The sequence below is a fragment of the Streptosporangium sp. NPDC051022 genome (genome assembly GCF_040683035.1).
Classification (GTDB): Bacteria; Actinomycetota; Actinomycetes; order Streptosporangiales; family Streptosporangiaceae; genus Streptosporangium.
This window is the reverse complement of record NZ_JBFBCF010000001.1, coordinates 502,384-525,810: the sequence shown is the minus strand read 5'-3', so window position 1 is coordinate 525,810 and position 23,427 is coordinate 502,384. Positions and strand designations below refer to the sequence as shown.

At 70.4% G+C, this 23,427-nt stretch carries 28 protein-coding genes and 1 tRNA gene; 13 read left to right on the top strand and 16 right to left on the bottom strand.

Annotation, left to right across the window (positions count from 1 at the left end):
- Nucleotides 1–167: 167 nt before the first annotated feature.
- On the bottom strand, nucleotides 168–779 hold the full coding sequence (locus AB0N02_RS02505) for a flavoprotein (protein WP_363941732.1): 612 nt from the start codon (nucleotides 777–779) through the stop codon (nucleotides 168–170).
- Nucleotides 780–1,012: 233 nt separating this feature from the next.
- Between AB0N02_RS02505 and AB0N02_RS02500 the strand changes: the two genes are divergently transcribed.
- The 3 genes from AB0N02_RS02500 to AB0N02_RS02490 all read left to right on the top strand — a co-directional run bounded on the left by AB0N02_RS02500 (nucleotide 1,013) and on the right by AB0N02_RS02490 (nucleotide 2,888).
- Nucleotides 1,013–1,777: a hypothetical protein gene (locus tag AB0N02_RS02500; RefSeq protein WP_363941729.1), complete on the top strand. Its 765-nt coding sequence runs from the start codon at nucleotides 1,013–1,015 to the stop codon at nucleotides 1,775–1,777.
- A 33-nt stretch (nucleotides 1,778–1,810) separates the two neighbouring features.
- Nucleotides 1,811–2,200: a signal peptidase I gene (locus AB0N02_RS02495; protein ID WP_363941727.1), complete on the top strand. Its 390-nt coding sequence runs from the start codon at nucleotides 1,811–1,813 to the stop codon at nucleotides 2,198–2,200.
- 130 nt (nucleotides 2,201–2,330) lie between these two features.
- Nucleotides 2,331–2,888, top strand: a complete 558-nt coding sequence (locus AB0N02_RS02490; RefSeq protein ID WP_363941725.1) for a hypothetical protein — start codon at nucleotides 2,331–2,333, stop codon at nucleotides 2,886–2,888.
- 170 nt (nucleotides 2,889–3,058) lie between these two features.
- On the opposite strand, the gene AB0N02_RS02485 is transcribed toward AB0N02_RS02490, so the two are convergent.
- Nucleotides 3,059–3,241, bottom strand: coding sequence for a hypothetical protein (locus AB0N02_RS02485; RefSeq protein WP_363941723.1), 183 nt, complete (start codon nucleotides 3,239–3,241; stop codon nucleotides 3,059–3,061).
- Between the two features lie 182 nt (nucleotides 3,242–3,423).
- Entirely contained in the window at nucleotides 3,424–4,776 is a 1,353-nt protein-coding gene (locus AB0N02_RS02480) for a hypothetical protein (RefSeq protein WP_363941721.1), read from the bottom strand.
- 841 nt (nucleotides 4,777–5,617) lie between these two features.
- On the opposite strand from AB0N02_RS02480, the gene AB0N02_RS02475 reads away from it, so the two are divergent.
- Nucleotides 5,618–6,217 (top strand): cadmium resistance transporter, encoded by a 600-nt coding sequence (locus AB0N02_RS02475; RefSeq protein ID WP_363941720.1) that lies wholly within the window; start codon nucleotides 5,618–5,620, stop codon nucleotides 6,215–6,217.
- 9 nt (nucleotides 6,218–6,226) lie between these two features.
- The gene (locus tag AB0N02_RS02470) at nucleotides 6,227–6,478 is read left to right on the top strand and encodes a hypothetical protein (RefSeq protein WP_363941719.1); all 252 of its coding nucleotides are present in this window, start codon (nucleotides 6,227–6,229) and stop codon (nucleotides 6,476–6,478) included.
- An 84-nt stretch (nucleotides 6,479–6,562) separates the two neighbouring features.
- Here AB0N02_RS02470 and AB0N02_RS02465 read toward each other — a convergent pair.
- The 4 genes from AB0N02_RS02465 to AB0N02_RS02450 all read right to left on the bottom strand — a co-directional run bounded on the left by AB0N02_RS02465 (nucleotide 6,563) and on the right by AB0N02_RS02450 (nucleotide 9,692).
- Nucleotides 6,563–6,635, bottom strand: a tRNA-Thr gene (locus tag AB0N02_RS02465).
- 164 nt (nucleotides 6,636–6,799) lie between these two features.
- On the bottom strand, nucleotides 6,800–7,768 hold the full coding sequence (rlmB, locus tag AB0N02_RS02460; protein WP_363941716.1) for a 23S rRNA (guanosine(2251)-2'-O)-methyltransferase RlmB: 969 nt from the start codon (nucleotides 7,766–7,768) through the stop codon (nucleotides 6,800–6,802).
- A 23-nt stretch (nucleotides 7,769–7,791) separates the two neighbouring features.
- A complete protein-coding gene (cysS, locus tag AB0N02_RS02455) occupies nucleotides 7,792–9,189 on the bottom strand; it encodes a cysteine--tRNA ligase (RefSeq protein ID WP_363941714.1) in 1,398 nt (465 codons plus the stop codon).
- Nucleotides 9,190–9,302: 113 nt separating this feature from the next.
- Nucleotides 9,303–9,692: a PPOX class F420-dependent oxidoreductase gene (locus AB0N02_RS02450; RefSeq protein WP_363941711.1), complete on the bottom strand. Its 390-nt coding sequence runs from the start codon at nucleotides 9,690–9,692 to the stop codon at nucleotides 9,303–9,305.
- A 67-nt stretch (nucleotides 9,693–9,759) separates the two neighbouring features.
- On the opposite strand from AB0N02_RS02450, the gene AB0N02_RS02445 reads away from it, so the two are divergent.
- Nucleotides 9,760–11,202, top strand: a complete 1,443-nt coding sequence (locus tag AB0N02_RS02445) for a hypothetical protein (protein ID WP_363941708.1) — start codon at nucleotides 9,760–9,762, stop codon at nucleotides 11,200–11,202.
- 168 nt (nucleotides 11,203–11,370) lie between these two features.
- Here the strand turns inward: AB0N02_RS02445 and AB0N02_RS02440 are convergent, their stop codons facing one another.
- The 4 genes from AB0N02_RS02440 to AB0N02_RS02425 all read right to left on the bottom strand — a co-directional run bounded on the left by AB0N02_RS02440 (nucleotide 11,371) and on the right by AB0N02_RS02425 (nucleotide 13,143).
- Complete coding sequence (locus AB0N02_RS02440) at nucleotides 11,371–11,637, bottom strand: GlsB/YeaQ/YmgE family stress response membrane protein (protein WP_363941706.1); 267 nt, start codon at nucleotides 11,635–11,637, stop codon at nucleotides 11,371–11,373.
- 94 nt (nucleotides 11,638–11,731) lie between these two features.
- On the bottom strand, nucleotides 11,732–11,998 hold the full coding sequence (locus AB0N02_RS02435; RefSeq protein ID WP_363941704.1) for a GlsB/YeaQ/YmgE family stress response membrane protein: 267 nt from the start codon (nucleotides 11,996–11,998) through the stop codon (nucleotides 11,732–11,734).
- Nucleotides 11,999–12,163: 165 nt separating this feature from the next.
- Entirely contained in the window at nucleotides 12,164–12,643 is a 480-nt protein-coding gene (gene ispF, locus AB0N02_RS02430; protein ID WP_363941701.1) for a 2-C-methyl-D-erythritol 2,4-cyclodiphosphate synthase, read from the bottom strand.
- A gap of 17 nt (nucleotides 12,644–12,660) precedes the next feature.
- Entirely contained in the window at nucleotides 12,661–13,143 is a 483-nt protein-coding gene (locus AB0N02_RS02425) for a CarD family transcriptional regulator (protein WP_012887713.1), read from the bottom strand.
- A 262-nt stretch (nucleotides 13,144–13,405) separates the two neighbouring features.
- On the opposite strand from AB0N02_RS02425, the gene AB0N02_RS02420 reads away from it, so the two are divergent.
- Complete coding sequence (locus tag AB0N02_RS02420; protein WP_363941698.1) at nucleotides 13,406–14,068, top strand: copper chaperone PCu(A)C; 663 nt, start codon at nucleotides 13,406–13,408, stop codon at nucleotides 14,066–14,068.
- Between the two features lie 166 nt (nucleotides 14,069–14,234).
- On the opposite strand, the gene AB0N02_RS02415 is transcribed toward AB0N02_RS02420, so the two are convergent.
- Nucleotides 14,235–14,924 (bottom strand): response regulator transcription factor, encoded by a 690-nt coding sequence (locus AB0N02_RS02415; RefSeq protein WP_352014671.1) that lies wholly within the window; start codon nucleotides 14,922–14,924, stop codon nucleotides 14,235–14,237.
- A complete protein-coding gene (locus AB0N02_RS02410) occupies nucleotides 14,921–16,102 on the bottom strand; it encodes an ATP-binding protein (protein WP_363942497.1) in 1,182 nt (393 codons plus the stop codon). The genes AB0N02_RS02415 and AB0N02_RS02410 overlap by 4 nt, the downstream gene beginning before the upstream one ends.
- A gap of 159 nt (nucleotides 16,103–16,261) precedes the next feature.
- Here AB0N02_RS02410 and phoU point away from each other — a divergent pair, with 159 nt between their 5' ends.
- On the top strand, nucleotides 16,262–16,927 hold the full coding sequence (gene phoU / locus AB0N02_RS02405) for a phosphate signaling complex protein PhoU (RefSeq protein WP_363941694.1): 666 nt from the start codon (nucleotides 16,262–16,264) through the stop codon (nucleotides 16,925–16,927).
- 124 nt (nucleotides 16,928–17,051) lie between these two features.
- Here the strand turns inward: phoU and AB0N02_RS02400 are convergent, their stop codons facing one another.
- From AB0N02_RS02400 to mshA, 3 genes are all read right to left on the bottom strand, one after another.
- Nucleotides 17,052–17,795, bottom strand: coding sequence for a phosphoglyceromutase (locus AB0N02_RS02400; protein ID WP_363941692.1), 744 nt, complete (start codon nucleotides 17,793–17,795; stop codon nucleotides 17,052–17,054).
- A gap of 192 nt (nucleotides 17,796–17,987) precedes the next feature.
- Nucleotides 17,988–18,467, bottom strand: a complete 480-nt coding sequence (locus tag AB0N02_RS02395) for a YbjN domain-containing protein (RefSeq protein WP_363941690.1) — start codon at nucleotides 18,465–18,467, stop codon at nucleotides 17,988–17,990.
- 9 nt (nucleotides 18,468–18,476) lie between these two features.
- Entirely contained in the window at nucleotides 18,477–19,793 is a 1,317-nt protein-coding gene (gene mshA, locus AB0N02_RS02390) for a D-inositol-3-phosphate glycosyltransferase (protein ID WP_363941687.1), read from the bottom strand.
- A 55-nt stretch (nucleotides 19,794–19,848) separates the two neighbouring features.
- Between mshA and AB0N02_RS02385 the strand changes: the two genes are divergently transcribed.
- The 5 genes from AB0N02_RS02385 (at nucleotide 19,849) to AB0N02_RS02365 (ending at nucleotide 23,288) form a co-directional block, all read left to right on the top strand.
- Entirely contained in the window at nucleotides 19,849–20,586 is a 738-nt protein-coding gene (locus AB0N02_RS02385) for an SDR family oxidoreductase (protein WP_363941684.1), read from the top strand.
- Between the two features lie 22 nt (nucleotides 20,587–20,608).
- Entirely contained in the window at nucleotides 20,609–21,418 is an 810-nt protein-coding gene (locus tag AB0N02_RS02380) for a class I SAM-dependent methyltransferase (RefSeq protein ID WP_363941681.1), read from the top strand.
- A gap of 10 nt (nucleotides 21,419–21,428) precedes the next feature.
- Entirely contained in the window at nucleotides 21,429–21,947 is a 519-nt protein-coding gene (locus AB0N02_RS02375) for a GNAT family N-acetyltransferase (RefSeq protein ID WP_363941678.1), read from the top strand.
- Nucleotides 21,948–22,008: 61 nt separating this feature from the next.
- Nucleotides 22,009–22,365: a BlaI/MecI/CopY family transcriptional regulator gene (locus AB0N02_RS02370; RefSeq protein ID WP_363941676.1), complete on the top strand. Its 357-nt coding sequence runs from the start codon at nucleotides 22,009–22,011 to the stop codon at nucleotides 22,363–22,365.
- The gene (locus tag AB0N02_RS02365) at nucleotides 22,362–23,288 is read left to right on the top strand and encodes a M56 family metallopeptidase (RefSeq protein WP_363941673.1); all 927 of its coding nucleotides are present in this window, start codon (nucleotides 22,362–22,364) and stop codon (nucleotides 23,286–23,288) included. Before AB0N02_RS02370 ends, AB0N02_RS02365 begins: the two co-directional genes overlap by 4 nt.
- The last annotated feature ends 139 nt before the right edge of the window (nucleotides 23,289–23,427 follow it).

The window sequence follows — 23,427 nt, the reverse complement described above, 5'->3', positions numbered from 1 at the left end:
CGATGACATAAGACCCCCCCAAGATCTTTTTCACCGATAGTAGTTATGCAGTGACGTGGAGTGCAAGCTCCTTGGAGGTCGTGTTCTCGCCCTAGAGGGCCTTTTATGTAGATGTGTCAGCGCGTGAGGGGAAAGTCATGTTCCGGCTGCCCCTCCCGGTGGAAGCCTCACCCGCTCGCCTTCCGGGCGGCCCGCGCCCCGATCTCGTCCAGCGCGGACCGCCACGGGGTACCGTCCCCGGCTCCCCGGCCCTCGTCCTCCCCCTGGCCGAAGATCACGGCCACGTCCTCGGCGCGCAGCGTCTCGACACTGCGGCGGAACGGGATCCGGGAGGCGAGCGCCTCGTTGACGAAGGGCACCACGACCACCGGGATGCCCAGCCCGGGAGCCTCGGCGAGAAGGCCGAGCGCGTAGGTGTCGGCGATGCCCTGGGCGAACTTGTTGACGGTGTTGTAGGTCGCGGGAGCGACGACGATCGCGTCGGCCCGGGGCGGCTTCGGCTCGTCCGGCCTGCGGTACCTGCTCCTGACGGGACGGCCGGTCAACCGCTCCAGCTCCGGGACGTCGACGAAGTCCAGCGCGGAGGGGGTGGTGACGATCTGTACGGCCCATCCCTCGTCCTGGGCGATCACGACCAGGTCGCCGACCCCGACGGCGGCACCGGCCGCGCACACGATCACGTAGAGCACGCCCCTGGCCCCGGAGGAGGCCGAGGGTGGTACCGGGAGCGGCGACGGTGACGAAGGCGGGGGCGAGAACGGGGGCGGAGGCATACTCATGGCACAAGTCTCGGCCCTCCGGAAGGCGCGGCGCGGCCCGGGAACCCCCGGCCCTCGGGAAACGCGGCACGGTCCCGGAACGCTCGGTCCTCGGAAACGCGGCGCGGCCCCGGAACTTCACGCCGCTACCTCACGCCGCTCACGGCCCGCACCGGAGTCCTGCCCGAACGTTTGGCCGATCATGATCACACCATGGGTTTTCCCGGTGACCGATCCGGTGAATGACCTCCGGCATGGCTGGCAATCCAGGTCTTGTGTCCGCCCTGGCGTTGATGCTGGCGTGCGGGCTGCTCGCGGCGCCGCACGCCTCCGCGCCGACCCACGGCTCGAAGACGCGCTTCGGCGGCTCGAAGGCGAACTCCAGCACCTCACGCTCCGCCTCCGGCGCGTCGAGGTCGCACTCCGGCATCTGGCGATCACGCTTCCGTGTCCCACGGGCGCGCTCCGGCGTCTCACGAGCGCGCTCCGGCCTTCCACGGGCGTATCGGGGCACCGCGAGGGCACGCCCGGCCGTCTCCACGGCACGGCTCAGGACCGCGAGGACGGGATTCTCCCCGGACGGCACGGCGCTCCGTTTCGGGCTGGCGTCCGCGGAGACCTCCAGCGAGGCCGTCCGCACCGAACGCGGAAGCCGCGGACGGTTCAGCGTCCGGGTCAACGTGCGGAACCTGAACGACGGGCCCGTGACGGTCTTCGGGGTCGGCCGGAACGGTCCCGGTCTGAGGCTGCTGTCCTCCCGGAGGCCTATCCCCCACTCCCTTCCACCCGAGCAGGCCACGGGCTTCGACCTGAGGTACGAGGTCACCGACTGCCGAGCCGTACCGAGGGGAGACTGGCCGATCCCGATCAGGCTGGAACAGGACGGTGCTCCGGCACTGGCCTACGCCTCCATGCGGATGGTTCCGGCGAAGCGCACGGGCAGCGCGGGAGAGGCCTCCGGCGCGTCCTGGCAGGACGTCCTGTCCGGTGAGATATGCGCCCCGCGGCGGGACCGCTGAGCCCGGCCGGGTGCCGTGCTAACGTCGCGGCTCGTGCTGGAGAACGTATATGTGGGTAACGCGGACGTGGACGCGGCCGGTGACCGCGGCTGGCTGCTCGGGCACTTCAAACCGGCCGGCGACGCCCGGCACAGCGAGGACGTCGAGATCAAGTGGGGCGTGCACCCCCGTGGCGACGAGCGCGCGCAGTGGGTCACCGGCGAGAAGCGCACGGCACTGCTCCTGCTGATCAGCGGCCGTTTCCGGGTGGAGCTGCCGGGCCGCAGCGTGGTGCTCTCCCGGCGGGGCGACTACGTCGTGTGGGGCCACGGTGTCGACCACTCCTGGTACGCCGAGGAGGAGTCGGTGGTGCTCACCGTCCGCTGGCCCTCCGTCCCGGGCTACGCGGCCCCCGCCCCGCAAGCCGTTCCGGAGTCCGAGTAGCCGACCGGGCGGTGGCCTGGGTCGCCGCCGGCCGAATCCCCCCGATCGGTGGCCCTCGTGTTCGGCGCACGAACGGCACGTCCGGAATCGCCGCTGTCGCCGGGCACCGGCGGAGGGCTAGGGTGACGAAATGATCGCCAAGCCGCTCGGTTGGCCATTGCTCATGGCATTCTCGTTCGCGGCGTTCGTGTGTCTGTGGTGGGCCAGCGCTCCCTATCCGTACGTCGAGTTGTTCATCTTCGCCTTCTGCGCGGGTGGCGTGCTCCTCCCGCTGTGGCTCGTACGGATCACCCTCGCGGCGGCGGCGGACTCCAACGCGGTGTCCGCGCACCAATGGCGCTGGTTCGTACCGTGGATGATTCTCGGCGGTGTCGCCCTCTCGATCTTCGTCGACGCCCCGTTCTACGCACGATTCGCGTTGTCGCAGCCCGCCCTGACGTCCTTCGCCGAGACCGTCGCCAAGAGCGGGCAGGTCTCGCACGAGTGCCGGCTCGTCGGCCTCTACAGCGTCTGCTGGTCGGAGGCGACACCTGGCGGCGGTGCCCGCTTCTCGGTCGACGACTGGCTGATCCAGACGTCGGCAGGCTTCGTGTGGAGCCCGGCGGGCCAGATGCCCGAAGACGATGTGGAGAGCCTCGACCCGCTTGTCGGCCCCTGGTACAGGTGGTCAGGATGGGACACGTGGTGATCGGCGCAGCGGCTCAGGGCCTGTCCACGGTCATGTGACCAAGCGATCCGATCACCCGCCGTCCACAGGCCGGGAGCCTCTCAGGGGGCTTCCGTCACCTGCTCCGACCACCGGATGAAAAAACCCGCCGCTCTCCGGAGTGACGGGCTTCTTCGCATTTCCGGGGCGCTCTACGAGCTTGCCGCGCCGGGCGTCCCCGCGGAGCCGATGACCGTGATCCTGACGGGTATCCCGGCCCCGGCGAGCGCGTCGCCGTCGGCGGTGTCCGTGTTGGCGAACCCGGCGCCGAGCAGGATGAGCCCCGCCAGGGCTGCCAGAGCGAGACGCTTTCCGAGTCGGGTTGTCGCAGTCATGTGGCCTCCGAAAGACAGGTACTGGATTCCCATGATCAGCGGCGTGACTTGCAATCGGCTGGTAAGCGGCTTACGGACGGCCCTACGGGAGGGGATCGCCGCCGGCGCCGACCCGGCGGTCTCCCCCACAGCCACGCGGGTCACATGACTGCCCCCGCTCGGCACGCGCCGTTCTCCCAGGATCACCCCGGGGCACCGGCCGGGCGGTCACGCCGGGCGGTCTTACCGGGCGGGAAGAGAGCCGCGACAGCCGCGGCGAGCACGGGCAGCCCGACGACCAGGGCGGCCATCGACAGCCACGGGGTCTCGAAGGCCACCCGCGGCATCGGCTCCCATTCGATCGAAGTCGTTATCGGCCACACCAGGAGCAGGCCGACGACGCACCCGGCGGCCACGCCCATCGCCGTACCGCAGGCCGCGCTGAGTCCCGCGCGGCACGCGACGAACAACCGCGGGGGCACGGCCGAGCCGCCGCTGATCCGCAGCAGTACGCGTTCCTGCCGGGAGCCGGTGGCCCCCGTACCGGACGCGGCCAGCGCCGCTCCGAGAGTGGCGAGAAGCGCCGCCGCGACGAAGATCTGCCAGTCGGACGAAGCCTGGAACCCGCGTTCGACGTAGACGATCGCGTTCTCCCCCACTCGGCGCTCCAGCCGCTCCTGCTCGGCCGCCGTAGTCCGGTGGAGGGAGGGGTCGACGATCAGTTTCTCCGGCTCCAGCTGATAGCCGAGATCCCGGATGACCTTCGCCGGAAGGAAGAGCTCCTCCAGGCGAGGGTCGGCGGGCCTGACGACGATCGCGGGAATGGTCTTGGTCGACAACGGGCCGTCGATCCCGGAGAGGTCGTAGTCGATCGTCACCCTGTCGACTTCCACGTCTGCGACCGTGACCACCACGGCCGTGTTCTCGTCGTAGGGCATCGCCGGGTCTCCCGTGAGATAGCGGAGCACTCCCTGGTCACCGATGAGGCCGGGCGGAGCGACGCTCTCCAGATCCGGTAGATCCACGTTCTCGATGTCTACCCTGAAGTGTCCCTCTCCGAGCTGACGATCGATCTGCGCGATGGGCACTCCGGGCAACTCCCGCTGAACGGCCGCCCGTACGGCGGCCACGTCCTCCGTGGAGAAGTCCCGCACCACCAGGGCGTCAGACCGGCCCTGAGGAAAGTATCCCGCTCTGTTCTGCGCGGTCACGGCGATCGCGATGATCGCCACCGCGACCGCGAGGGTCGTCGCGCTCATCATTATCGTGATCATGGTAGCCGTCCGGACACGATTACCGGCCACGTCGTGGACCGCCAGGCGAACCGGCGGCGGCAGCCGTACGGCACGCCGCCCGAGGACTCCCAGCAGCCACGAGGCGAGCGGGCCCAGACCGAGGACGAACACTCCCCCGGCCAGCAGGGCAGCCAGGGTGATCACGGCCGATCCGAAGTCGTCATAGTGCTTGTCCTCGCGGGTGGACCAGGCGATGAACGCCATCACCCCGACGCCGACCACCGACAGGGTCGATCCCACGATCAGGTGATGAACACGCACACGGCCATGACGGCCTTGCGGAGCCGACTGCGCCGCGAACACTACGGGGACGAGCGCGAACGCCCCGAGAATCGCCAAGATCCACTCAATCACGGAGAAATAGTAGGCAGCACCGACCGGCACCGTACGGAGAAAGCTTTCAGGAAGCCGTGACTCGGCTCGACGCCACCCACCCCGCACGCCCGGCACGCGCGGGGTGGGACCTCGCCGGCGTCGGCCGCACAGTCGTCCGACATCTACTGCTGCTGACCTGAACACCAAGTGCCCCGCGGTCCTCCGAGTGGAGGACCGCGGGACGTTCGCATGTTCAGGCCAATGGGCGGCCGAAGCCGACAAGTCCGGCATCCAGCAGCGCATCGCCGCCGCCCGAACCGAACTCGATGTTGCTCCGGTACCGCCACACCGCAGGATCACCGCCGAGGTCCGGCTCATGTACCGCCCGCGCGAGCCGCGTCCCTCGTCCGGCCTGTTCGGAGCATCGACGCCAGCCTCAGCCAAGAGGTCTCGAAGATCCTGGAACGAAGAAGGCATCCGGCCCCGCGACCGTAACCGGGAACGCGCCCACACCGTCATCAGGAACGAAGTCCCAGACCGTCGATCGGCCCCCAGCCCCGTACGGTGCCCAAGCACCGCAAGGCGACCGTCAGGGCGGTATAGGTCCGGCTTTTCACCACCGGTCCGGTCCCACTACGGAAGAGGTTTCCCTCCTCAGAAACGATCTCCCGTGCGGACCTCGATGGTTCTCGTGTGCCGCGCACAATCAGGCAACGGGACAAGATAAGTGGTCACCTGCACCAGTACTGTCGCCCTGGACATCCCAAGGACAGAAGGGGCATCTTGCGTGGACCCGGGCATCATAGGGCAGGCGGCTGGGCTGTTCGCTGTTACCAACGTGGATGACATCTTGATCCTGGCGCTCTTCTTTGCCCAAGGTGCCGGGCATCCTGGTGCGACAAGCCGGATCGTGGCCGGCCAATACCTCGGCTTTCTGGGGATCTTGCTGGTGGCCGTGGCGGCTGGGTTCGGTGCCACCTTCCTGCCTGAGCCTGTTATTCCCTACCTCGGGTTGCTACCGCTTGCTCTGGGTGTCAAGGCTGCCTGGCAGGCGTGGAAGAACCACCGCGGTGGCGGTGACGACCCGGCCGAAGAACGCTCAAACGCACCGGAGATGCTGGCGGTGGCTGCGGTCACCTTCGCCAATGGCGGTGACAACATCGGCGTCTATGTGCCGGTCTTCGCTAATACTGGCCTCGGTGGGATGAGCATCTACGTGCTGGTCTTCTTGGTCCTGGTCGCGGTCTGGTGCGCTGTAGGACGGTTCTTCGCCACTCGCCCGGTCGTCGCACAGGTTCTTAGCCGATGGGGGCATGTCCTTCTGCCGCTGGTCCTGACCGGGATTGGACTGCTCATCCTCATCGAGGGGGGTGCTTTCGGTCTATAGCCCGCGGCGGTGCGGCCCCGTGCGGCGGTCGGCCTCCCCGACCTCCACTTCCACGACCTTCGCCACGTCGGCAACACCCTGGCCGCCTCCACGGGGGCGAGCCTCAAGGAGCTGATGTCCCGCATGGGGCACTCCTCCACACGGGCGGCGCTGATCTACCAGCACGCCGGTCAGGACCGGGACCGGGCCATCGCCCAGGCGCTCGGGAGCGCGTTCCAGGTGGCACGGGAAACGAAGATCGAGAGCGCTAGTGGCACGTAGGTGGCACGCGGCCGACGGAAGGGCCGGGAACGACAAAGGCCCAGGTTCGGGGATCATGCCCCTGACCTGGGCCTTCGCACTAAGAGCCGACGAGGGGAATCGAACCCCTGACCTACAGTTTACAAGACTGTTGCTCTGCCGATTGAGCTACGTCGGCACGGTCGTCTGATGAGTGTAGTCGGCTTACCCCTCGGGCGTCACCGATGGGAGTGTGAAACCCCGGATCCCAGCCCGCTGGAGCTTCCGCCCCTCACGACCACCCGTCACGACCGCCCGGACGGCGCCCCGCCACGGCTGGATCCGCGGAGCGCGGTCCCGGCTTCAGCGGCGGCGGTTGCGGGCCACCTCGTACAGGGCGATGCCGGCGGCGACGCCCGCGTTGAGCGACTCGGCGGCGGCGTTCATCGGGATGCGGGCGACCAGGTCGCAGGACTCGCGGACCAGGCGGGACAGGCCCTTGCCCTCCGAGCCCACGACGATGACCAGCGGGTCCTCCAGGAGGTGGGCGTCGCCGATGTCGATCTTTCCCTCGCCGTCCAGGCCGATGACGAACAGACCGGCCTCGCGGTACTCGCGCAGGGCGGTGGTCAGGTTGGCCGCGCGGGCGACGGTCAGGGTGGCCAGCGTGCCCGCCGAGGTCTTCCACGCCCCTCCCGTCACCCCGGCCGAGCGGCGGGAGGGGACGAGCAGGCCGTGGGCGCCGAAGGCGGTGGCGGAGCGGGCGATGGCCCCCAGGTTGCGGGGGTCGGTGACGCCGTCGAGCGCGACGATCAGCGGCACCTCCGCGGCGTCCCGGGCGATGCGGACCAGGTCGTCGGGGTGGGCGTAGTCGTACGGCGGGATCTGCAGGGCCACGCCCTGGTGGATCGCCCCCTCGGTGAGGCGGTCCAGCTTCTCCCTGCCGACCTCCAGGATCGCGATGCCGTGGTCGGCGGCGATCCGGACGGTCTCCTTGACCCGGTCGTCGTTGTCGATGCGCAGGGCGACGTACAGCGCGTTCGCCGGCACACCGGCGCGCAGCGCCTCAAGGACGGGGTTGCGGCCGCCGATGTACTCGGGGGCGTCCTCGCTCCGCCTGGCGCGGACCGGGGTCCGCGGGGAGGAGGGCCTGCCGGTCCGCTCCTCCCGCTCGATCCGTTCGGTCCTGGCCTTGTCCTTGTGCCAGTGCCGCATGTGCGCAGGCGGGGTCGCTCCCTTGCCCTCCAGGCCACGGCGGACGTTGCCGCCCGTGCCCTTGGACGGACTCTTCTTCTTCGCGGGTCGCCCGGACCCTCTACCCCCACCGGCCATGCTGTATAGGGTACGGCCTGCTTCTACCGGGAAAGTTCCCAGCGGGGCCCCTGGGGGGTGTCCTCGACGAGAATGCCCGCCTCGGCGAGCTGGTCGCGGATGCCGTCGGCCGCCGCGAAGTCCTTGCGGGCCCGGGCCGCCTGGCGCTGCTCCAGGGCCACCCTGACCAGCGTGTCCACGGTCGAACGCAGCCCCGACTCGCCACCCGAGGTCCGCCACTGCTCCGAGCGCGGGTCCAGGCCGAGCACGTCGAGCATGTTCTGCGTCTCGGCCAGCAACCTGGCGACCTGCTCCTTGTTCCCCTGCGCCAGCGCGACGTTGCCCTCGCGGACCACCTCGTGCACGACGGCCAGCGCCTGCGGGGTGCCCAGGTCGTCGTCGAGCGCGTCCACGAAGGCCTGGGGCAGCGGCGCGTGCGCGTCCACGTCGTGGATCACCTCCGCCGCCCGGGTGACGAAGCCCTCGATACGCTGGTAGGCCGTGGCGGCCTCGAACAGGGCCTCCTCGGAGTATTCGATCGCGGAGCGGTAGTGCGGGGCCGCCAGGTAGTAGCGGAGCTCGACGGGACGGACCTTCTTGGTCACCTCGGGGATCAGCAGGGAGTTGCCGAGCGACTTGCTCATCTTCTCCGCGCCGATCTTGAGCATGCCGTTGTGCATCCAGTACCGCGCGAAGCCGTCACCGGCCGCCTGCGACTGGGTCAGCTCGTTCTCGTGGTGCGGGAAGATCAGGTCGACGCCGCCGCCGTGGATGTCGAAGGTCGGCCCGAGATACTTGGTGGCCATGGCGGAGCACTCCAGGTGCCAGCCGGGACGGCCGCGGCCCCACGGGGTCGGCCAGGTCGGTTCGCCGGGCTTCTCGCCCTTCCACAGCGCGAAGTCACGCGAGTCGCGCTTGGCCGAGTCGTTGTCGGTGTCGCCCGCGGCCCTGAGGTTCTCGAGCTTCTGGTTGGACAGCGAGCCGTACCGGTCGGCGTAGGACATGACGTCGAAGTAGACGTCGCCGTCGGCGGCGTAGGCGTGCCCCCCCGCGATGAGACGCTCCATCAACTCGATCATCTCGGGCACGTGGCCGGTGGCCCTGGGCTCGACGGTCGGCGGCAGGCAGCCGAGCACCTGGTAGGCCCAGGTGAAGGCGCGCTGGTTGCGCTCGGCGACCACGAACCACGGCACGCCCTCGGCGGCCGCCACCCTGATGATCTTGTCGTCGATGTCGGTGACGTTACGGCAGAAGGTCACCTCGTATCCCGACCGGGTCATCCACCGGCGCAGCACGTCGAAGTTGACGCCGGATCGGATGTGCCCGATATGCGGGGGAGCCTGCACGGTTGCACCACACAGGTAGATCGACGCCCGGCCGGACTCGACCGGAACGAATTCACGGACTGTACGTACGCTGGTGTCGTATAGGCGCAGGCTCACGAAGGCAAGGCTAACGCCTTACCTCACCCCACAAGCCGTGTTACGAGACGTTGAGGCTGCCCAGTAGCACTTTTTATAACAACGAGCGCGAATACCGCCTTGCTCATTCAGGATCAGCCGTGCAGGTAGACCCGTTCCGGGATCACCCGGACGATCAACCGCTGCGCCTCCGGGTTCGCCTCCACCCAGGACTTGCCGGTGTACTTCTGCGACAGTTCCTCGATCAGCGCGCCGGTCGGGTCCTCGGTCACCGTGACGGTCCCGCGCACCTCCGCGTAGCGGTAGGGGTTGGCGTGATCGATCACCACGACGGTCGTCCGGGGGTCCCGGGCGAGGTTCCGGTCCTTACGCCGCCCTCTGACCGTGGAGAACACGATGTCGTCGCCGTCGGTCCTCGTCCACACCACGCTGGCCTGCGGGCTGCCGTCGGCGTTCAGGCTGGTCATCGTGGCGAAGTTCGTCGCGTCGAACAGCGCACGGACATCGCTGGACAGTTCGGTCAACTCTCCTCCTCATCCCGTTTCGGTCCACCGATCATGCCAGGTGCCGATTCTGTAGGCTCGAAGGGCCATGGACGTGAAATCCCCCGCGGCGGCAGACAAGCTCTCCCGCCCGTCCTCGACCCCGCCCGCCCAGCCGAGCCGGGTGGTCGTCGCCCTGCGCCGTGCCGGGATCGCCCTCGTCGGAGTCGGCGTGGCCGCGCTCACCGCGGCCGCGTGCGTGCTCTCCTTCGACGACCTGCGCGCCCTCGCCGTCGTCGGTGAGGCCCCCGCGGGCCTCGCCTACCTCTATCCGGCGGCCTTCGACGCGCTGCTCGCCATCACGCTGATCGCCGTGCTCCTGTTGCGGGGCGGGCGCTGGCCGGTGCGGCTACAGGCGGGCGTGGTCCTGGTCCTGCTGTTCGCCGCGGCGGGCGCCGCCGAGGTCGCCACCGCCACACGGGCCACCATCGACGTACGGCGGGCGGCCGTGGTGGTCGCCGTCACCCCCTGGGTGACGCTGCTCCTGGCCCTGTGGCTGTGGCTGCTGCTGATCAACCACGCCGCCGCCAGACGGGGCGCCGCCGACGCCGCCGCGGCACGCGTCGACCACGACATCGTGCCCTTCCCCGACGCCGACCTGCCGACCGCGGAGTACCCCCTCCAGTACGGCCACGCCGCTCCCCCCGCGCATCGGGACCACCCCCGGCGGCAGGCGCACGTCCCCCATCCCAGCCCGCCGGACCCCGCGGAGCACCAGGCCCATCCGGTGCATCACCAGCCGTCGGAGGTGGTGCTCGATCCGCAGGCGGCCCCGCCCCTGGAGACGGCACCGCACCACGCCCTTCCGCCCGCCGTACCGGTGGTCGGCCCGACCGCGGCACCCGAGACACCCGAGATCACCGGTCCCGCCGAGCCCGCCGAGACCCCCGCCGTTCCCGTCGCCGCCGAACAGGACAGGCCAGAACAGAACAGGCCCGAACAGGACGGACCCGAGCAGGGTGGGGGTGGCCGGGAAAAGCCCCTGCGCTGGGGAGATCTGGTCCGGCCGCATCAGGGCGATCTGCTCGTCCATCCGCCGCGCGCCGCCGTACGGAAGCCGGAGGGCCGGGTCAGCGAGCGCGTGGAGACCTGGGACGCGAGTACCGGCCCCCACCCCGCCCCGCACGACGACGAGCACGACAAGCACGAGGGGCACGACGAGCACGAGGGGCACGACGAGCACGAGGGGCAGGAGACCGAGCGGGACGAGCGGCCCGAGGTGGGCGACCGCGACGCCGACACCCAGCCGTTCCAGGTCGTGACCGACGAACCGTCCCGCGCCGTCTCCGCGACCGCCCCGGCACGGACCCGGACGCCGGATCCGGCGCACGACGCCGCGGCCGCGGACGGCGAGAAGGAGGACGGGGAGAAGGTCGAACGCGAAGCGGCCGTCCAGGCCGGCGCGGACGGCGAGAAGAACGGGGAAGACGGGGAGAGCGCCGCCCCGCCCTCGGGCCGCGTACGCAGCACGCCCACGCCGCCGGAGGGCTGAGGGTTCCCGGAACCTGGTGCCCGGCCCCGGCGGGCCGGGCCCGGCTCCCCGCGGCCGGGCCCCTGTGGCCGGGGCCCGGGTCTCCACGGTCGGGCCCCGATGGTCGAGGCCCCGCGGTCGGGGCCCGGGTCTCACCCCGGGCCCGGGGTCCCGCCGTCAGGCGCTCCGTCAGACGCTGGAGCGCTTCATACCGGCGACCAGGCCGACTCCGATGACGGCGAGGACGATCTGCATGGCGAGTTCGATCCAGTCGATGCCGTCGGTGGTCGCGACGCCGAGAACCTGGGCGATGGCGGTGCCGATGAGCGCGGCGACGATGCCCACGACGACGGTCAGGACCCAGCCGATCGCCTGCCTGCCGGGAAGCAGGAGACGACCGATGGCGCCGATGACGGCACCGATGACGATGGCCCCGAGAATGGATGCGATGGTCATATCGTGAACCTCCCGGTGAGGTGACCTTCACTCTCACTGGGGGGAGGGCTACCCCCTTCGTCACGGATATTCCTGAGAACGGCAAAGTCCCGGCTCAGTGCGTCCTTTTCGCCCGCATCTGGACCACCAGCAGCACCCCGATCACCGCCAGCGCGAGTTGGATGAGGTGTTCCCACCAGTTGATCCCGCTGGTGTTGGTGAGTCCCAGCGCCGCGGCGATCGCCGAGCCGATGAGCGCGGCGACGATACCCACGATGAGCGTCAGCCCTATCGAGAGGTCCTGCCGCCCTGGAATGACGAGGCGCGCCAACGCGCCGATGATGGCGCCGATGATGATCGCGCCGACAATCGCACCAATCATGTCCGGATCCCCCCGATGACGAGACATGGTTAATAGGGGGCTACCCAGGACATTCATAAGCCATTCAGAAAAAAGGGGTGGCCCGTACCGCGCCAGTAAACGGGCCACCACCTCGAATGGCGACGGGCATCCGCGCCGCCCGCCGGAGCGCTTTCGCGTTCCGTATTAGGAGACGCCCGCCCCCCGATTAAGGTTCACCACGATCGCGGTCGCGATCGCCGCCACACCCTCACCGCGCCCGGTGAGCCCCAGGCCGTCGGTCGTGGTGGCGCTGACGCTCACCGGCGCGCCCACGGCGGCGCTGAGCGCCTTCTCGGCCTCGGTACGGCGGGGCGCCATCTTGGGGCGGTTCCCGATCACCTGGACGGCCACGTTGCCGATCTCGAAACCGGCGGCGCGAACCTTCCTGGCGGTCTCTTCGAGCAGGGCGACGCCCGACGCCCCCGCCCAGCGCGGGTCGGAGGTCCCGAAAAGGCCGCCGAGATCACCGAGCCCCGCGGCGGACAGCAGCGCGTCGCAGGCGGCGTGGGCGGCGGCGTCGCCGTCGGAGTGCCCGGCGAGACCTGTCTCGCCGGGCCAGTGCAGTCCCGCGAGGTGAAGCTCGCGGCCGGATGCGAACGGGTGGACGTCAACCCCGACGCCCACCCGTGGAAATGTTGTGTTCAGGAGTTGAGAACCTCGTCGAGCAGTGCTTCGGCCTTGTCCTCGTTGGTCTTCTCGGCGAGCGCGAGCTCGCTGACCAGGATCTGCCGTGCCTTGGCAAGCATGCGCTTCTCTCCTGCGGAGAGCCCGCGCTCCTTGTCGCGTCGCCACAGGTCGCGAACGACCTCGGCCACCTTGTTGACGTCACCGGACGCCAACTTCTCCAGGTTGGCCTTGTAGCGGCGGGACCAGTTCGTGGGCTCTTCGGTGTGAGGCATGCGAAGCACGTCGAAGACGCGCTCAAGGCCCTCTTGACCGACGACATCGCGAACACCGACGAGTTCGGCGTTGTCAGCCGGCACCTGGACGGTAAGGTCGCCCTTGTCGACCTTGAGAACCAGGTAGGTCCTTTCCTCACCTTTGATGGTTCGGGTCGTGATGGCCTCGATCCGAGCAGCCCCGTGGTGGGGGTAGACGACAGTGTCGCCGACCTGGAAAGTCATGTGACAAGTACCCCTTCCGCTGTACTCAAGAGTACCACGTATCCACAGCCTCCCGGAACAGTGAAATCACCATAACTGCAGGTCAAAGCCGCATATTAAGGCTTGACAAGCGTTCAACTCTATGAATCAAGGGTGTGAAAAGCCCTCATGACCTGCGTTCCCCGCCCCTTCCGCGATCAGGCGGGGCGCCGGAAAACCTGCCTATGTCCACGGATAGGGTTGGCCCTGCCCTGCATCTTGTGTGACAAGGAGAACTCGCACCGTGATCCGCAACCGCCGTCACTGGGCGATCGCCGCCGCCGCGTTCCTCGCAGCCGCCCCCGTCCTGGCCGGCTGTGGTGCCGGATCCGACGCGATCACCAACAAGCCCTACTCCCCGACCGAGGCGCAGACCCTCAAGGCGAAGGGGATCGCCATCTCCCAGGCGTTCTTCCTGGGTCCCGACTCCGGCTCGGAGCTGGCCGCCGGAGGGGCGACCTCGCTCTACCTGTCGGTGGTGAACACCAACAAGGACGCCGACAAGCTCGTCGGCCTCGGCGTCGACCCGGCCCTCGGCGTCGCCAAGGTCGCCACCCAGGTCGACCTCCCCAGCCAGCAGCGGGTCGGCATCGGGCAGCCCACGCCCACGCTCACGATCGAGGGCCTGAAGAAGCCGCTCAGGGGCGGCGAGAGCATCTCGGTGCAGCTGCAGTTCGCCAACGCCGGTCTCGTCTCCATGAGCGTCCCGGTCATCACCCGCAGCCGCGAGTTCGGCGAGCTCCCGCAGGCCCCGGCCTCGGCCCCGGACGCCGCCTCCAGCGCCACCCCGGAGCCGTCCTCGACCGCCGAGCCGGGCTCGACGGCCGAACCGGCCCCCTCCTCCAGCGCCTCCCCCTCCGCCTCCGCGGAGAACGCCGAGGGCGGCCACGGCGAAGAGGGGCATTAGACAAAGCCCGCAAAGACCCAATAAAGGGGGTGTACGGCTCGGTGTGAGCCGTACACCCCCTTTAGGGTCTCAAGGGCCTCCGAATGCCGGATCGGCCCTCTGAGGGCGCCTGACGCCCCGGGAGGCTCCGGGGCGCTCGGGCCCCGGTCCGCGGCCGGGCCGAAGCTCAGTCTTCGGCCGGGTCGAACTTGTAGCCGAGGCCGCGGACGGTGAGGATGCAGCGGGGATTCGAGGGATCGGCCTCGACCTTGGCGCGCAGCCGCTTGACGTGCACGTCCAGCGTCTTGGTGTCGCCCACGTAGTCGGCACCCCAGACACGGTCGATGAGCTGGCCCCGGGTGAGCACCCGTCCCGCGTTGCGGAGCAGGACCTCCAGCAGCTCGAACTCCTTCAGCGGGAGCTGCACCTGGTCCCCGCGGACCGCGACGATGTGACGGTCGACGTCCATCCTGACCGGCCCGGCGGACAGGACCGCCGACTCCAGCTCCTCCACGTCGCCTTGGCGGCGCAGTACCGCGCGGATGCGGGCCACCAGCTCCCGCGAGGAGAACGGCTTGGTGACGTAGTCGTCGGCGCCCAGCTCCAGCCCGACGACCTTGTCGATCTCGCTGTCCTTGGCGGTGAGCATGATCACGGGAACGTTGGAGCGCTGGCGGAGGGAGCGGCAGACCTCGGTGCCGGGCAGGCCCGGGAGCATGAGGTCGAGCAGCACCAGATCCGCACCGTTACGGTCGAAGGTGTCCAGCGCCTCGGGCCCCGTGGCCGCCACCGCGACCTCGAACCCCTCCTTGCGCAGCATGTACGACAGGGCGTCGGAAAACGACTCCTCGTCCTCGACAACAAGCACGCGAGTCACTGCGCGGCCTCCATGGGGGTGGTGGTGGTACCGGGTACAGCCACCGCCGTGCCGCCGAAGGCGGGCAGGCGGAGGGTGAAGGTGGAGCCGGAACCTTCCTTGCTCCACACCGTGACCGCGCCGTTGTGGGCCGCGGCGACGTGTTTGACGATGGCCAGGCCGAGGCCCGTGCCACCGGTGGCCCGTGAGCGGGCGGCGTCCACGCGGAAGAAGCGCTCGAAGATGCGCTCCTGGGCGCTCTCCGGGATGCCGATGCCCTGGTCGCTCACGCTGATCTCGACCGACTCGCTGTGGGGGCCGGTGGCGCGCGCGCTGACCACGACGCGGGTGTGCTCGGGGCTGTAGGCGACCGCGTTGTCGATGAGGTTGCGCAGCGCGGTGACGAGGAGCTCGTCGTCGCCCCAGATCCGCAGTCCCTCCGCGCCCCCGGCGACGAGGGTGATGTCCTTGGCCGCCGCCGTGGTGTTGCAGCGGTCGATGGCCTCGTGCACGGCCTCGTCGATGGGCACGGGTCCCGGCGTGGGGATGGGCTCGGCCCCCTGGATGCGGGAGAGCGTGATGAGGTCCTGGACGAGATAGTTCAGGCGGGCGGCCTCGTGCTGCATGCGCCCGGCGAAGCGGGTGACGGCCTCGGGGTCGTCGGCCGCGTCCTGGATGGTCTCGGCCAGCAGGGACAGCGCGCCGACCGGCGTCTTGAGCTCGTGGCTCACGTTGGCGACGAAGTCGCGGCGCACCGCCTCGACCCGCCGGTGCTCGGTCTGGTCCTCCGCCAGCACCAGCACCTGGCCGTGGGACCCCAGCGGGGCGACCCGTACCGCGAAGCTGGTCGACTCCTGGCCGAACTTGTGCCCGGCCACCTCGATCTCGCTCTCGCGGATCTCCCCGTCCCTGCGCACCTGCCTGGCCAGCGCCAGCAGCTCGGCCGCCATCAGGTTCTCACCCCTGACCAGGCCGAACGCCCGCGCGGCCGAACTGGCGCGCAGTACGCGGTCCTCCTTGTCGAGCACGACGGCCGACGACGGCAGGACCGCCAGCACCGAGGCGACGCCCTGCGGCAGCGGGGCGGGCTCGTTCTCGTCCGCCGAGGCGGCGACGTCGCGCTGCCCCACGTTCTGGCGGACGACCATGACGGCCAGCGCTCCCACGACGAACCCGGCCAGCGCGGCCAGACTCGCCATCAGCTCACTCACGTGCTCCTCCTGTCGGCTTCACGACCTCGATGGTAGGCGGGCGTTTCCCCCATTGGGGCAGCTCAAGCGGGTACGACCAAGGCCTTTCCCGCAAAGTTCACTTTATGGTCGAGGTTCGTTCACTGTCGCGCACGTACGGTGAAGCCCATGCGCGACGCCTACCACGAAGAGCTCGACGCCCTCACGGGCCGGCTGGTGGAGATGACCCGACTGGTGAGGTCGGCGATCTCCCGGGCCACCACCGCACTCCTGGACTCCGACCTCCAGCTCGCGGAGAGTGTCATCTCCCACGACGAAGAGGTCGACCGGATCTTCTCCGAGATCGAGACGAGGATCTTCGACCTGATGGCCACGCAGCAGCCGGTGGCCGTCGATCTCCGGATGGTCATCGCGGCGCTGCGGATGGGCACCGACCTGGAGCGGATGGGCGACCTGGCCGAGCACGTGGCCAAGGTGGCCAGGCTGCGCCACCCCGACTCGGCGATCCCGCCGGAGATCCGCTCCACGATCGTGGAGATGGGCCAGATCGCCGAGCGCCTGGTCACCAAGGCCGGCAGCTGCATCGCCTCGCGCGACGTGGACGTGGCCCTGGAGCTGGAGGACGACGACGACGCGATGGACAGGCTGCACCGCAGGCTGTTCAAGGTGCTGATGGCCCCCGACTGGAAGTACGGCGTCGAGCCCGCCATCGACGTGACGCTGATCGGCCGCTACTACGAGCGCTACGCCGACCACGCGGTGCGCGTCGCCCGTGACGTGGTGTACCTGGTGACCGGTTCCCGGACACCGGAGCCGGAGATCGGCATCGTGTGAGACCCACGGCGCCCGCGCGGAAGTCGCCGGGCACGCCGTAGGGAAGCGAGACCACGGAACACAGAGACACGGAGACACAGAAGGGGCCCGTCGGACGGACGGGCCCCTTCCGCGTTTCCCGTCCCTACTTGCCCTGGTTGGCCACGGCCTCGATCGCGGCCTCGGCCGCGTCGGGGTCGAGGTAGCGGCCGCCCTTGGCGACCGGCCGGAAGTCCTCGTCCAGCTCGTACAGGAGCGGGATGCCGGTGGGGATGTTCAGCCCGGCGATCTCGTCGTCGCCGATCCCGTCGAGGTGCTTGACCAGCGCCCTGAGCGAGTTGCCGTGCGCCACGACCAGGACCGTACGGCCCGCCGACAGGTCCGGCACGATCGCGTCGTACCAGTAGGGCAGCATGCGCTCGACGACGTCCTTGAGGCACTCGGTCCTCGGCAGCAGCTCGGTCGGCAGCAGCGCGTAACGCGCGTCACCGACCTGGGAGAACTCGTCGTCGTCCGCGAGCGGGGGCGGCGGGGTGTCGTAGGAGCGGCGCCAGAGCATGAACTGCTCGTCTCCGAACTCGGCGCGGGTCTGCGCCTTGTCCTTGCCCTGCAGCGCGCCGTAGTGCCGCTCGTTGAGCCGCCAGGACCGGGCGACCGGCAGCCAGAGCATGTCGGCGGCGCCCAGCGCGAGGTTGGCCGTCTGGATCGCCCGGGTCAGCAGCGAGGTGTGCACCACGTCCGGCCGCACGCCCGCCTCGAGCAGCAGCCGCCCGCCGCGCCGTGCCTCCTCCTCACCCGTGGCGGAGAGTCCGGCGTCCACCCATCCGGTGAACAACCCCTTAGCGTTCCACTCGCTTTCACCGTGCCGAAGCAGCACCAAAGTCGCCATGCGCCCAAGCTTAGTGGGCGCCCCTCCGGCACCCGGGGGCGGTGACCGGGGGACGACGGCCCGGCACGGTGACGCGACGGCGCCGTCGCCGGCGCCCCGGGAAAGACCGCCCGAGAACTGGCTCGGGGACCACCCGGAGGCGACGGCCCGGAGACGGTGGCCCGGAGACGGTGGCCCGGAGACGGTGGCCCGTCAGCGGTCGGGATCGGCGAAGCGGGCGAACGCCTGGAGGTTGGCGAGCGACTCGCCGCGCTTGGCCCGCCACTCCCACTCCCTGCGGATCGAGGAGGCGAAGCCGAGTTCGAGCGCCCGGTCGAAACCCTCGTCCGAGTAGGTGAGCACGCAGCCGAGCAGCCTGTCGATCTCCTCCTCGCAGACCGCGCCCAGCGGGATCCGGCCGACGAGATAGACGTCGCCGACCGGGTCGAGGGCGAAGTGCACGCCGTAGGTCGAGCCGTTCTTGGTCAGCAGCCAGCGGTAGAACTCGGCGTGGTTCTCGTCGGGCTGGCGGCAGAAGAACGCCTCCACGTGCAGGACCCGGTCGCCGACGATGAGCCACGTCATGGTCGCGAGCTTGTGCTGGCCGGGGAGCGTCACCAGGAAGGCGCCGGGCCTGGGCTCCTCGAAGGACGCCTCCATGTTCCCGAGCGCCGCCTCGATCACTTCACGCATGCGCCCACCCTACGAGCTGATCGCGACGGGGGCACGGTGCAGGTGCGCCATCACCTCGGCGTAGACGTCGGCGAGCCGGGCCGCGGTCGCCGACCAGCCGAAGGCGGCCGCCTGGGTGACCGCGCCCGCCGACAGCGTGTCGCGCCAGGCCGGCTGGTTGACGAACCTGCCGAGCACCCGCGCCCAGTCGTGCGGGTCGTGCCCCTCCACGAGCACGCCCGAGACGCCGTCGCGTACGGCCGTGCGCAGTCCGCCCACCGACGCCGCCGCGACCGGCGTGCCGCATGCCTGGGACTCCAGGGCGACCAGCCCGAAGGACTCGTTGTGCGAGGGGACGACGGTCACGTCGGCCGCGCGGTACCAGTCGGCCAGCTCGTGCTGGGGCGCCGGGGGAACGATCCTGACCACGTCCGGGATGCCCAGCGAGACGGCCAGCTCGGTCAGGTAGGAGGGCCTGGCCAGGCCGTTGCCGCTGGGTCCGCCGACGCAGGCGACGACGAGGCGCGACCTGAGCGAGGGATCGTCGATGAGCATCCTGGCCGCGGCGCGCAGCAGTACGTCGGGGGCCTTGAGCGGCTGCACCCGGCCGACGAACAGCAGCACGTGGGCGTCCTGCGGCAGCCCGAGACGACGCCGGGCTGCGCCCATGGACGCGGGCTGGAAGACGGTGAGGTTGACCCCCGGGTTGATCACCTCGACGCGGCCGGGGGCGGCGCCGTACAGGTCGACGAGTTCCTGCGCCTCGGTGGGGGTGTTGGCCACCAGGCGGTCGGCGACGTCGACGACCTGCTGCTCGCCCATCACCCTGGCGGGCGGCTCGGGCCTGTCGTCGTCGGCGAGCAGGAGGTTCTTCACCTTGGCCATGGTGTGCATGGTGTGCACCAGGGGCACGCCCCAGCGTTCCTTGGCCAGCCAGCCCACCTGGCCGGACAGCCAGTAGTGGGAGTGGATCACGTCGTAGCGGCCCGGGTCGTAGATCGCCTCGGTGCGCAGCACGCCCGACAGGAACCCGCAGAGCTGGCCCGGCAGGTCGCCCTTGTCGAGCTCCTCGTACGGCCCCGCGGTGATGTGCCGCACCAAGACCCCGGGAACGATCTCGGCGACCGGGGGCAGGTCGCGCGCGGTCTGCCGGGTGAAGATCTCGACCTCGACCCCGAGGTGGGCCAGGCGTTTGGCCGCCTCGACGATGTAGACGTTCATGCCGCCCGCGTCTCCGGTCCCCGGCTGATCCAAGGGGGACGTGTGCATGCTGATCGTCGCGACCCGGTTGACCCGCCGTCTCACCCGCCGCCTCACCGGCACCACCTCCGAGAGGGATATAACCACCCATTAGTCCGCAACATTCCCACCACCCGGACGCGCCCTGGCAGTATTGGGGGCCATGAACAGGACAGCAGTGGTGACGGGCGCCAGCAGTGGGATCGGCGAGGCCACGGCCCGCCGTCTGGCCGCCGAGGGCTTCGACGTGGTCGCCGCGGCGCGACGCCGGGACCGGCTGGACAAGCTGGCCGCCGAGGTGCCCGGAATCCGCGCGGCGACGCTGGATGTGACCTCCCAGGAGTCGGTCGACGAGTTCGCCGCCTCGCTGGACCGCTGTGACGTGTTGGTCAACAACGCCGGCGGCGCGATCGGCCTGGAGCCGGTGGCGGGCGCGGACGTGGCCGACTGGCAGCGGATGTACGACACGAACGTGCTGGGCTCGCTGCGGGTCACCAAGGCGCTGCTGCCCGGCCTGATCCGGTCGGGCGACGGCGTGCTGGTCATGCTGACCTCGGTCGCCGGGCTGGTCTCCTACGAGGGCGGCGGCGGCTACAACGCGGCCAAGCACGCGCAGACCTCGATGACCGAGGTGCTCCGGCTGGAGCTGTGCGGCGAGCCCGTCCGGATCATCGAGGTCGCCCCCGGCATGGTCCACACCGAGGAGTTCGCCCTGAACCGCTTCCGCGGCGACGACACCGCCGCCGCCCGGGTCTACCAGGGCGTTCCGGGGCCGCTGACGGCCGACGACGTGGCCGACGCCATCGCCTGGTGCGTCACCCGTCCCGCGCACGTCAACGTCGACCGCCTGGTCATCCGCCCCCGCGCCCAGGCCGCCCAGCACAAGGTCCACCGGATCTGACCGGCCGGGGCGGAGCGCGAGCGTGCCGAAGCGGATAGGAGAGATCACCAGGGGGACGACGGGCCACAACCGGCTGCGGCGGGCCGACCGCTGGGTCGCCGCCGTCCACGGCCGGCTGCTGCGCTCGGCGGACCGTCCCCTGGTGGTCGACCTCGGCTACGGGGCCTCGCACACCACGACGCTGGAGCTGTTCCTGCGGCTGCGGAGGGTCTGCCCGTCCGTCGAGGTCGTCGGCGTCGAGATCGACCCGGCCAGGGTCGCCGCGGCCAGGCCGTACGAGCGGGAGGGCCTGTCCTTCGTGCTCGGCGGGTTCGAGCTGCCGGTGAGCGGGCCGCCCCTGCTGATCCGGGCGTTCAACGTGCTCAGGCAGTACGGCGAGGCCGAGGCGTGGGACTACTGGACGATGCTGCGCGCGAGGCTCGCCCCCGGCGGGGCGATCGTCGAGGGCACCTGTTCCGAGGTGGGTCACCGCGCGGTGTGGGCCGGGCTCGACACGACGGGCCCGCGGACGCTGACCTTCTCGGCCCGCTTCGGCGGCTTCGAGCGCCCCTCCGACCTGGCCGAGCGGCTGCCGAAGACGCTGATCCACCGCAACGTCCCCGGCGAGCCGATCCACGCCTTCCTGCGTGACTTCGACCACGCGTGGGCGGTCAACGCCCCCCTCGGCGCGTACGGCCACCGCCAGCGGTGGATCGCCACCGCGCGGACGCTCGCCGGGACCTGGCCGGTCGCCGAGCGTCCTCCGCTCGGCGGCGTGCCGCGCTGGCGGCTGGGCGAGCTCACGCTCGACTGGGCCGCCCTGGCCCCCGATCATGTCGGTCACGGCCGTTAGGGTCGGCACCATGGCCGAACTGCGCTTCGTGACGGATCCCGAGCTCACCCCGGTCCTCGTCGACGATCTCGTCGAGTGCTGGACCGCGGTGAGCAACGCCGGCGGGGCGGTCGGCTTCGTGCCCCCGGTCACCGCCGCCGAGGTCGGAGAGGTCGCGGGCCCCTCCTTCGCCCGCTGCGGCGACCTCGACCACCTGCTCGTCGGCCTCGACACCGAGGGGCGGGTGGCGTGCTGGCTGATCCTGGGCGACGCCGGATCCTGGCTGCGGGCCCACTGGCGCTGGGTGCTGCGCGTGATGGTCCACCCGAGGCACCAGGGCAGGGGATACGGCACCCTGCTCATGCGCGCCGCCGAGACCGCCGCCCGCGAGCTGGGCGTCGAGGCGCTGCACCTGACCGTGCGGGGCGGCACCGGGACCGAGCGGTTCTACGCGCGTCTGGGCTACGTGGAGACCGGTCGCGTGCCCCGTGCCATCCGTCTCGCCCCCGGCGACGACCGCGACGAGATCTACATGGCCCGGCAACTGTGAGCGAAATCACTCGACAACCCGTAGTACTACCCCTCGTGGTGCAGGAGTTAGGCTTATTCGCGTGAAGGGTCTGGGCGAGCTTGAACGCAGCATCATGGACATCATCTGGGCGCAGTCATCCCCTGTGACGGCGCGCGAGGTAGGGCGTCTGATCGCCGACCGGGATCTCGCGCCGACCACCGTGATGACCGTGCTCGACCGGCTGACCCGCAAGGGCTTCCTGCTGCGCACCCGTGACGGGCGCGCGTGGCGTTATGAGCCGGCCGAAAGCCGCGACGCATACGTCGCGGAGCTTATGCTTGAGGCACTCGACCTGACCGGAGACCGGTCGGCCGCCCTTACCCGGTTCGCCCAGGCCGTCTCAGGCAGTGAGGCCGAGATCCTGCTGAAAGCCCTGACGGAGCTGGAGGACGAGTGATCACCGCAGCAGTCCTGGCGACCCTCGCCCTGGTCTGCGCGGTCGGAGCCTGGCGGCTCACGCGGGCACGGTGGACATACCGCGCCCCGCACGTGGCCATCGTCCTGTGGCAGGCCCTGGGGGTCACCTGGGGACTGGCCGGAACCGGCGCGCTTCTCGCCTACGCCCTGGAGCCCTACGGACAGGGCGTGCTGCAGGGGCTCCGCGCCTTCGTCGTCTCCGCGTTCAACGGCGGTTACGGCCCCGCCGAGTCCTACACCCTGCCGCGGATCCTGGCCCTCATCGCCGGGCTGACCGCCCTCACCATCCTGATCGGGGTGCTGGTGACCGCGGGCGCGCAGACGTTCCGCGCCCGGCGCCGCCACCGCACGCTGCTGGCGCTCATCGCCAGGGAGGATCCCGAGGTCCCCGGCGTGCGGGTGGTCGACCACCCGGGCCCGGCCGCCTACTGCGTCCCCGGCCTGCGCTCGCAGGTGGTGGTCAGCGCCGGGACGCTGAAGCTGCTCTCCCCCGCCGAGCTGAGCGCGGTGCTCGCCCACGAGTCGGCGCACGTGCGCGAGCGCCACGACCTGGTGCTGCTGCCGTTCGCGGCGCTGTACAGGGCGCTGCCCTGGTCGCGGATCGTCGGCAGGGTGCAGAACGAGGTCGGCCTGCTGGTCGAGATGGCCGCCGACGACGTCGCCCGCCGCTACTGCTCTCCCCGGCGCCTGGCCACCGCCCTGCTCCGCTTCGGCACGGCGGGCGCCGCCCCCACCCCACAGGGCACCCTGGGCGTCTCCGACTCCTGCTCGGCGGTCATGGCCCGGGTCGAGCGGCTCGTCAGCCCGGGGCCCGAGCTTCCCCGCCGGGTCCGCTACGCCATCGTGGCCTTCTCCGTCACCCTGACGGCCTCGGCCCCGATGCTCTGGCTCATCCCGCACTAGATCGACCGCTCCCCACGCCCGGCCGGCCCCTCCCCTTATCCGCGTCCTCCCCGACGCGGTCGTCCCCTTTCGCGCCCCCGCGCCGCTCAGCCGGCCTCCCCTCGCCACTGTGCTTGCAACTGCCATCCATTGCGTTTGC

Coding starts and splice junctions, on each gene's coding strand:
- AB0N02_RS02435 (WP_363941704.1), bottom strand. CDS start 11,998: ATGATTGGTGCGATTGTCGGCGCGATCATCATCGGCGCCATCATCGGC.
- AB0N02_RS02505 (WP_363941732.1), bottom strand. CDS start 779: ATGAGTATGCCTCCGCCCCCGTTCTCGCCCCCGCCTTCGTCACCGTCG.
- AB0N02_RS02425 (WP_012887713.1), bottom strand. CDS start 13,143: ATGACTTTCCAGGTCGGCGACACTGTCGTCTACCCCCACCACGGGGCT.
- rlmB (WP_363941716.1), bottom strand. CDS start 7,768: ATGGCCGGTGGGGGTAGAGGGTCCGGGCGACCCGCGAAGAAGAAGAGT.
- AB0N02_RS02385 (WP_363941684.1), top strand. CDS start 19,849: ATGAACAGGACAGCAGTGGTGACGGGCGCCAGCAGTGGGATCGGCGAG.
- AB0N02_RS02485 (WP_363941723.1), bottom strand. CDS start 3,241: ATGACTGCGACAACCCGACTCGGAAAGCGTCTCGCTCTGGCAGCCCTG.
- AB0N02_RS02395 (WP_363941690.1), bottom strand. CDS start 18,467: ATGCGTGAAGTGATCGAGGCGGCGCTCGGGAACATGGAGGCGTCCTTC.
- AB0N02_RS02440 (WP_363941706.1), bottom strand. CDS start 11,637: ATGACCATCGCATCCATTCTCGGGGCCATCGTCATCGGTGCCGTCATC.
- AB0N02_RS02490 (WP_363941725.1), top strand. CDS start 2,331: ATGATCGCCAAGCCGCTCGGTTGGCCATTGCTCATGGCATTCTCGTTC.
- AB0N02_RS02400 (WP_363941692.1), bottom strand. CDS start 17,795: ATGGCGACTTTGGTGCTGCTTCGGCACGGTGAAAGCGAGTGGAACGCT.
- AB0N02_RS02410 (WP_363942497.1), bottom strand. CDS start 16,102: ATGGCGAGTCTGGCCGCGCTGGCCGGGTTCGTCGTGGGAGCGCTGGCC.
- AB0N02_RS02445 (WP_363941708.1), top strand. CDS start 9,760: ATGGACGTGAAATCCCCCGCGGCGGCAGACAAGCTCTCCCGCCCGTCC.
- phoU (WP_363941694.1), top strand. CDS start 16,262: ATGCGCGACGCCTACCACGAAGAGCTCGACGCCCTCACGGGCCGGCTG.
- AB0N02_RS02500 (WP_363941729.1), top strand. CDS start 1,013: ATGGCTGGCAATCCAGGTCTTGTGTCCGCCCTGGCGTTGATGCTGGCG.
- AB0N02_RS02375 (WP_363941678.1), top strand. CDS start 21,429: ATGGCCGAACTGCGCTTCGTGACGGATCCCGAGCTCACCCCGGTCCTC.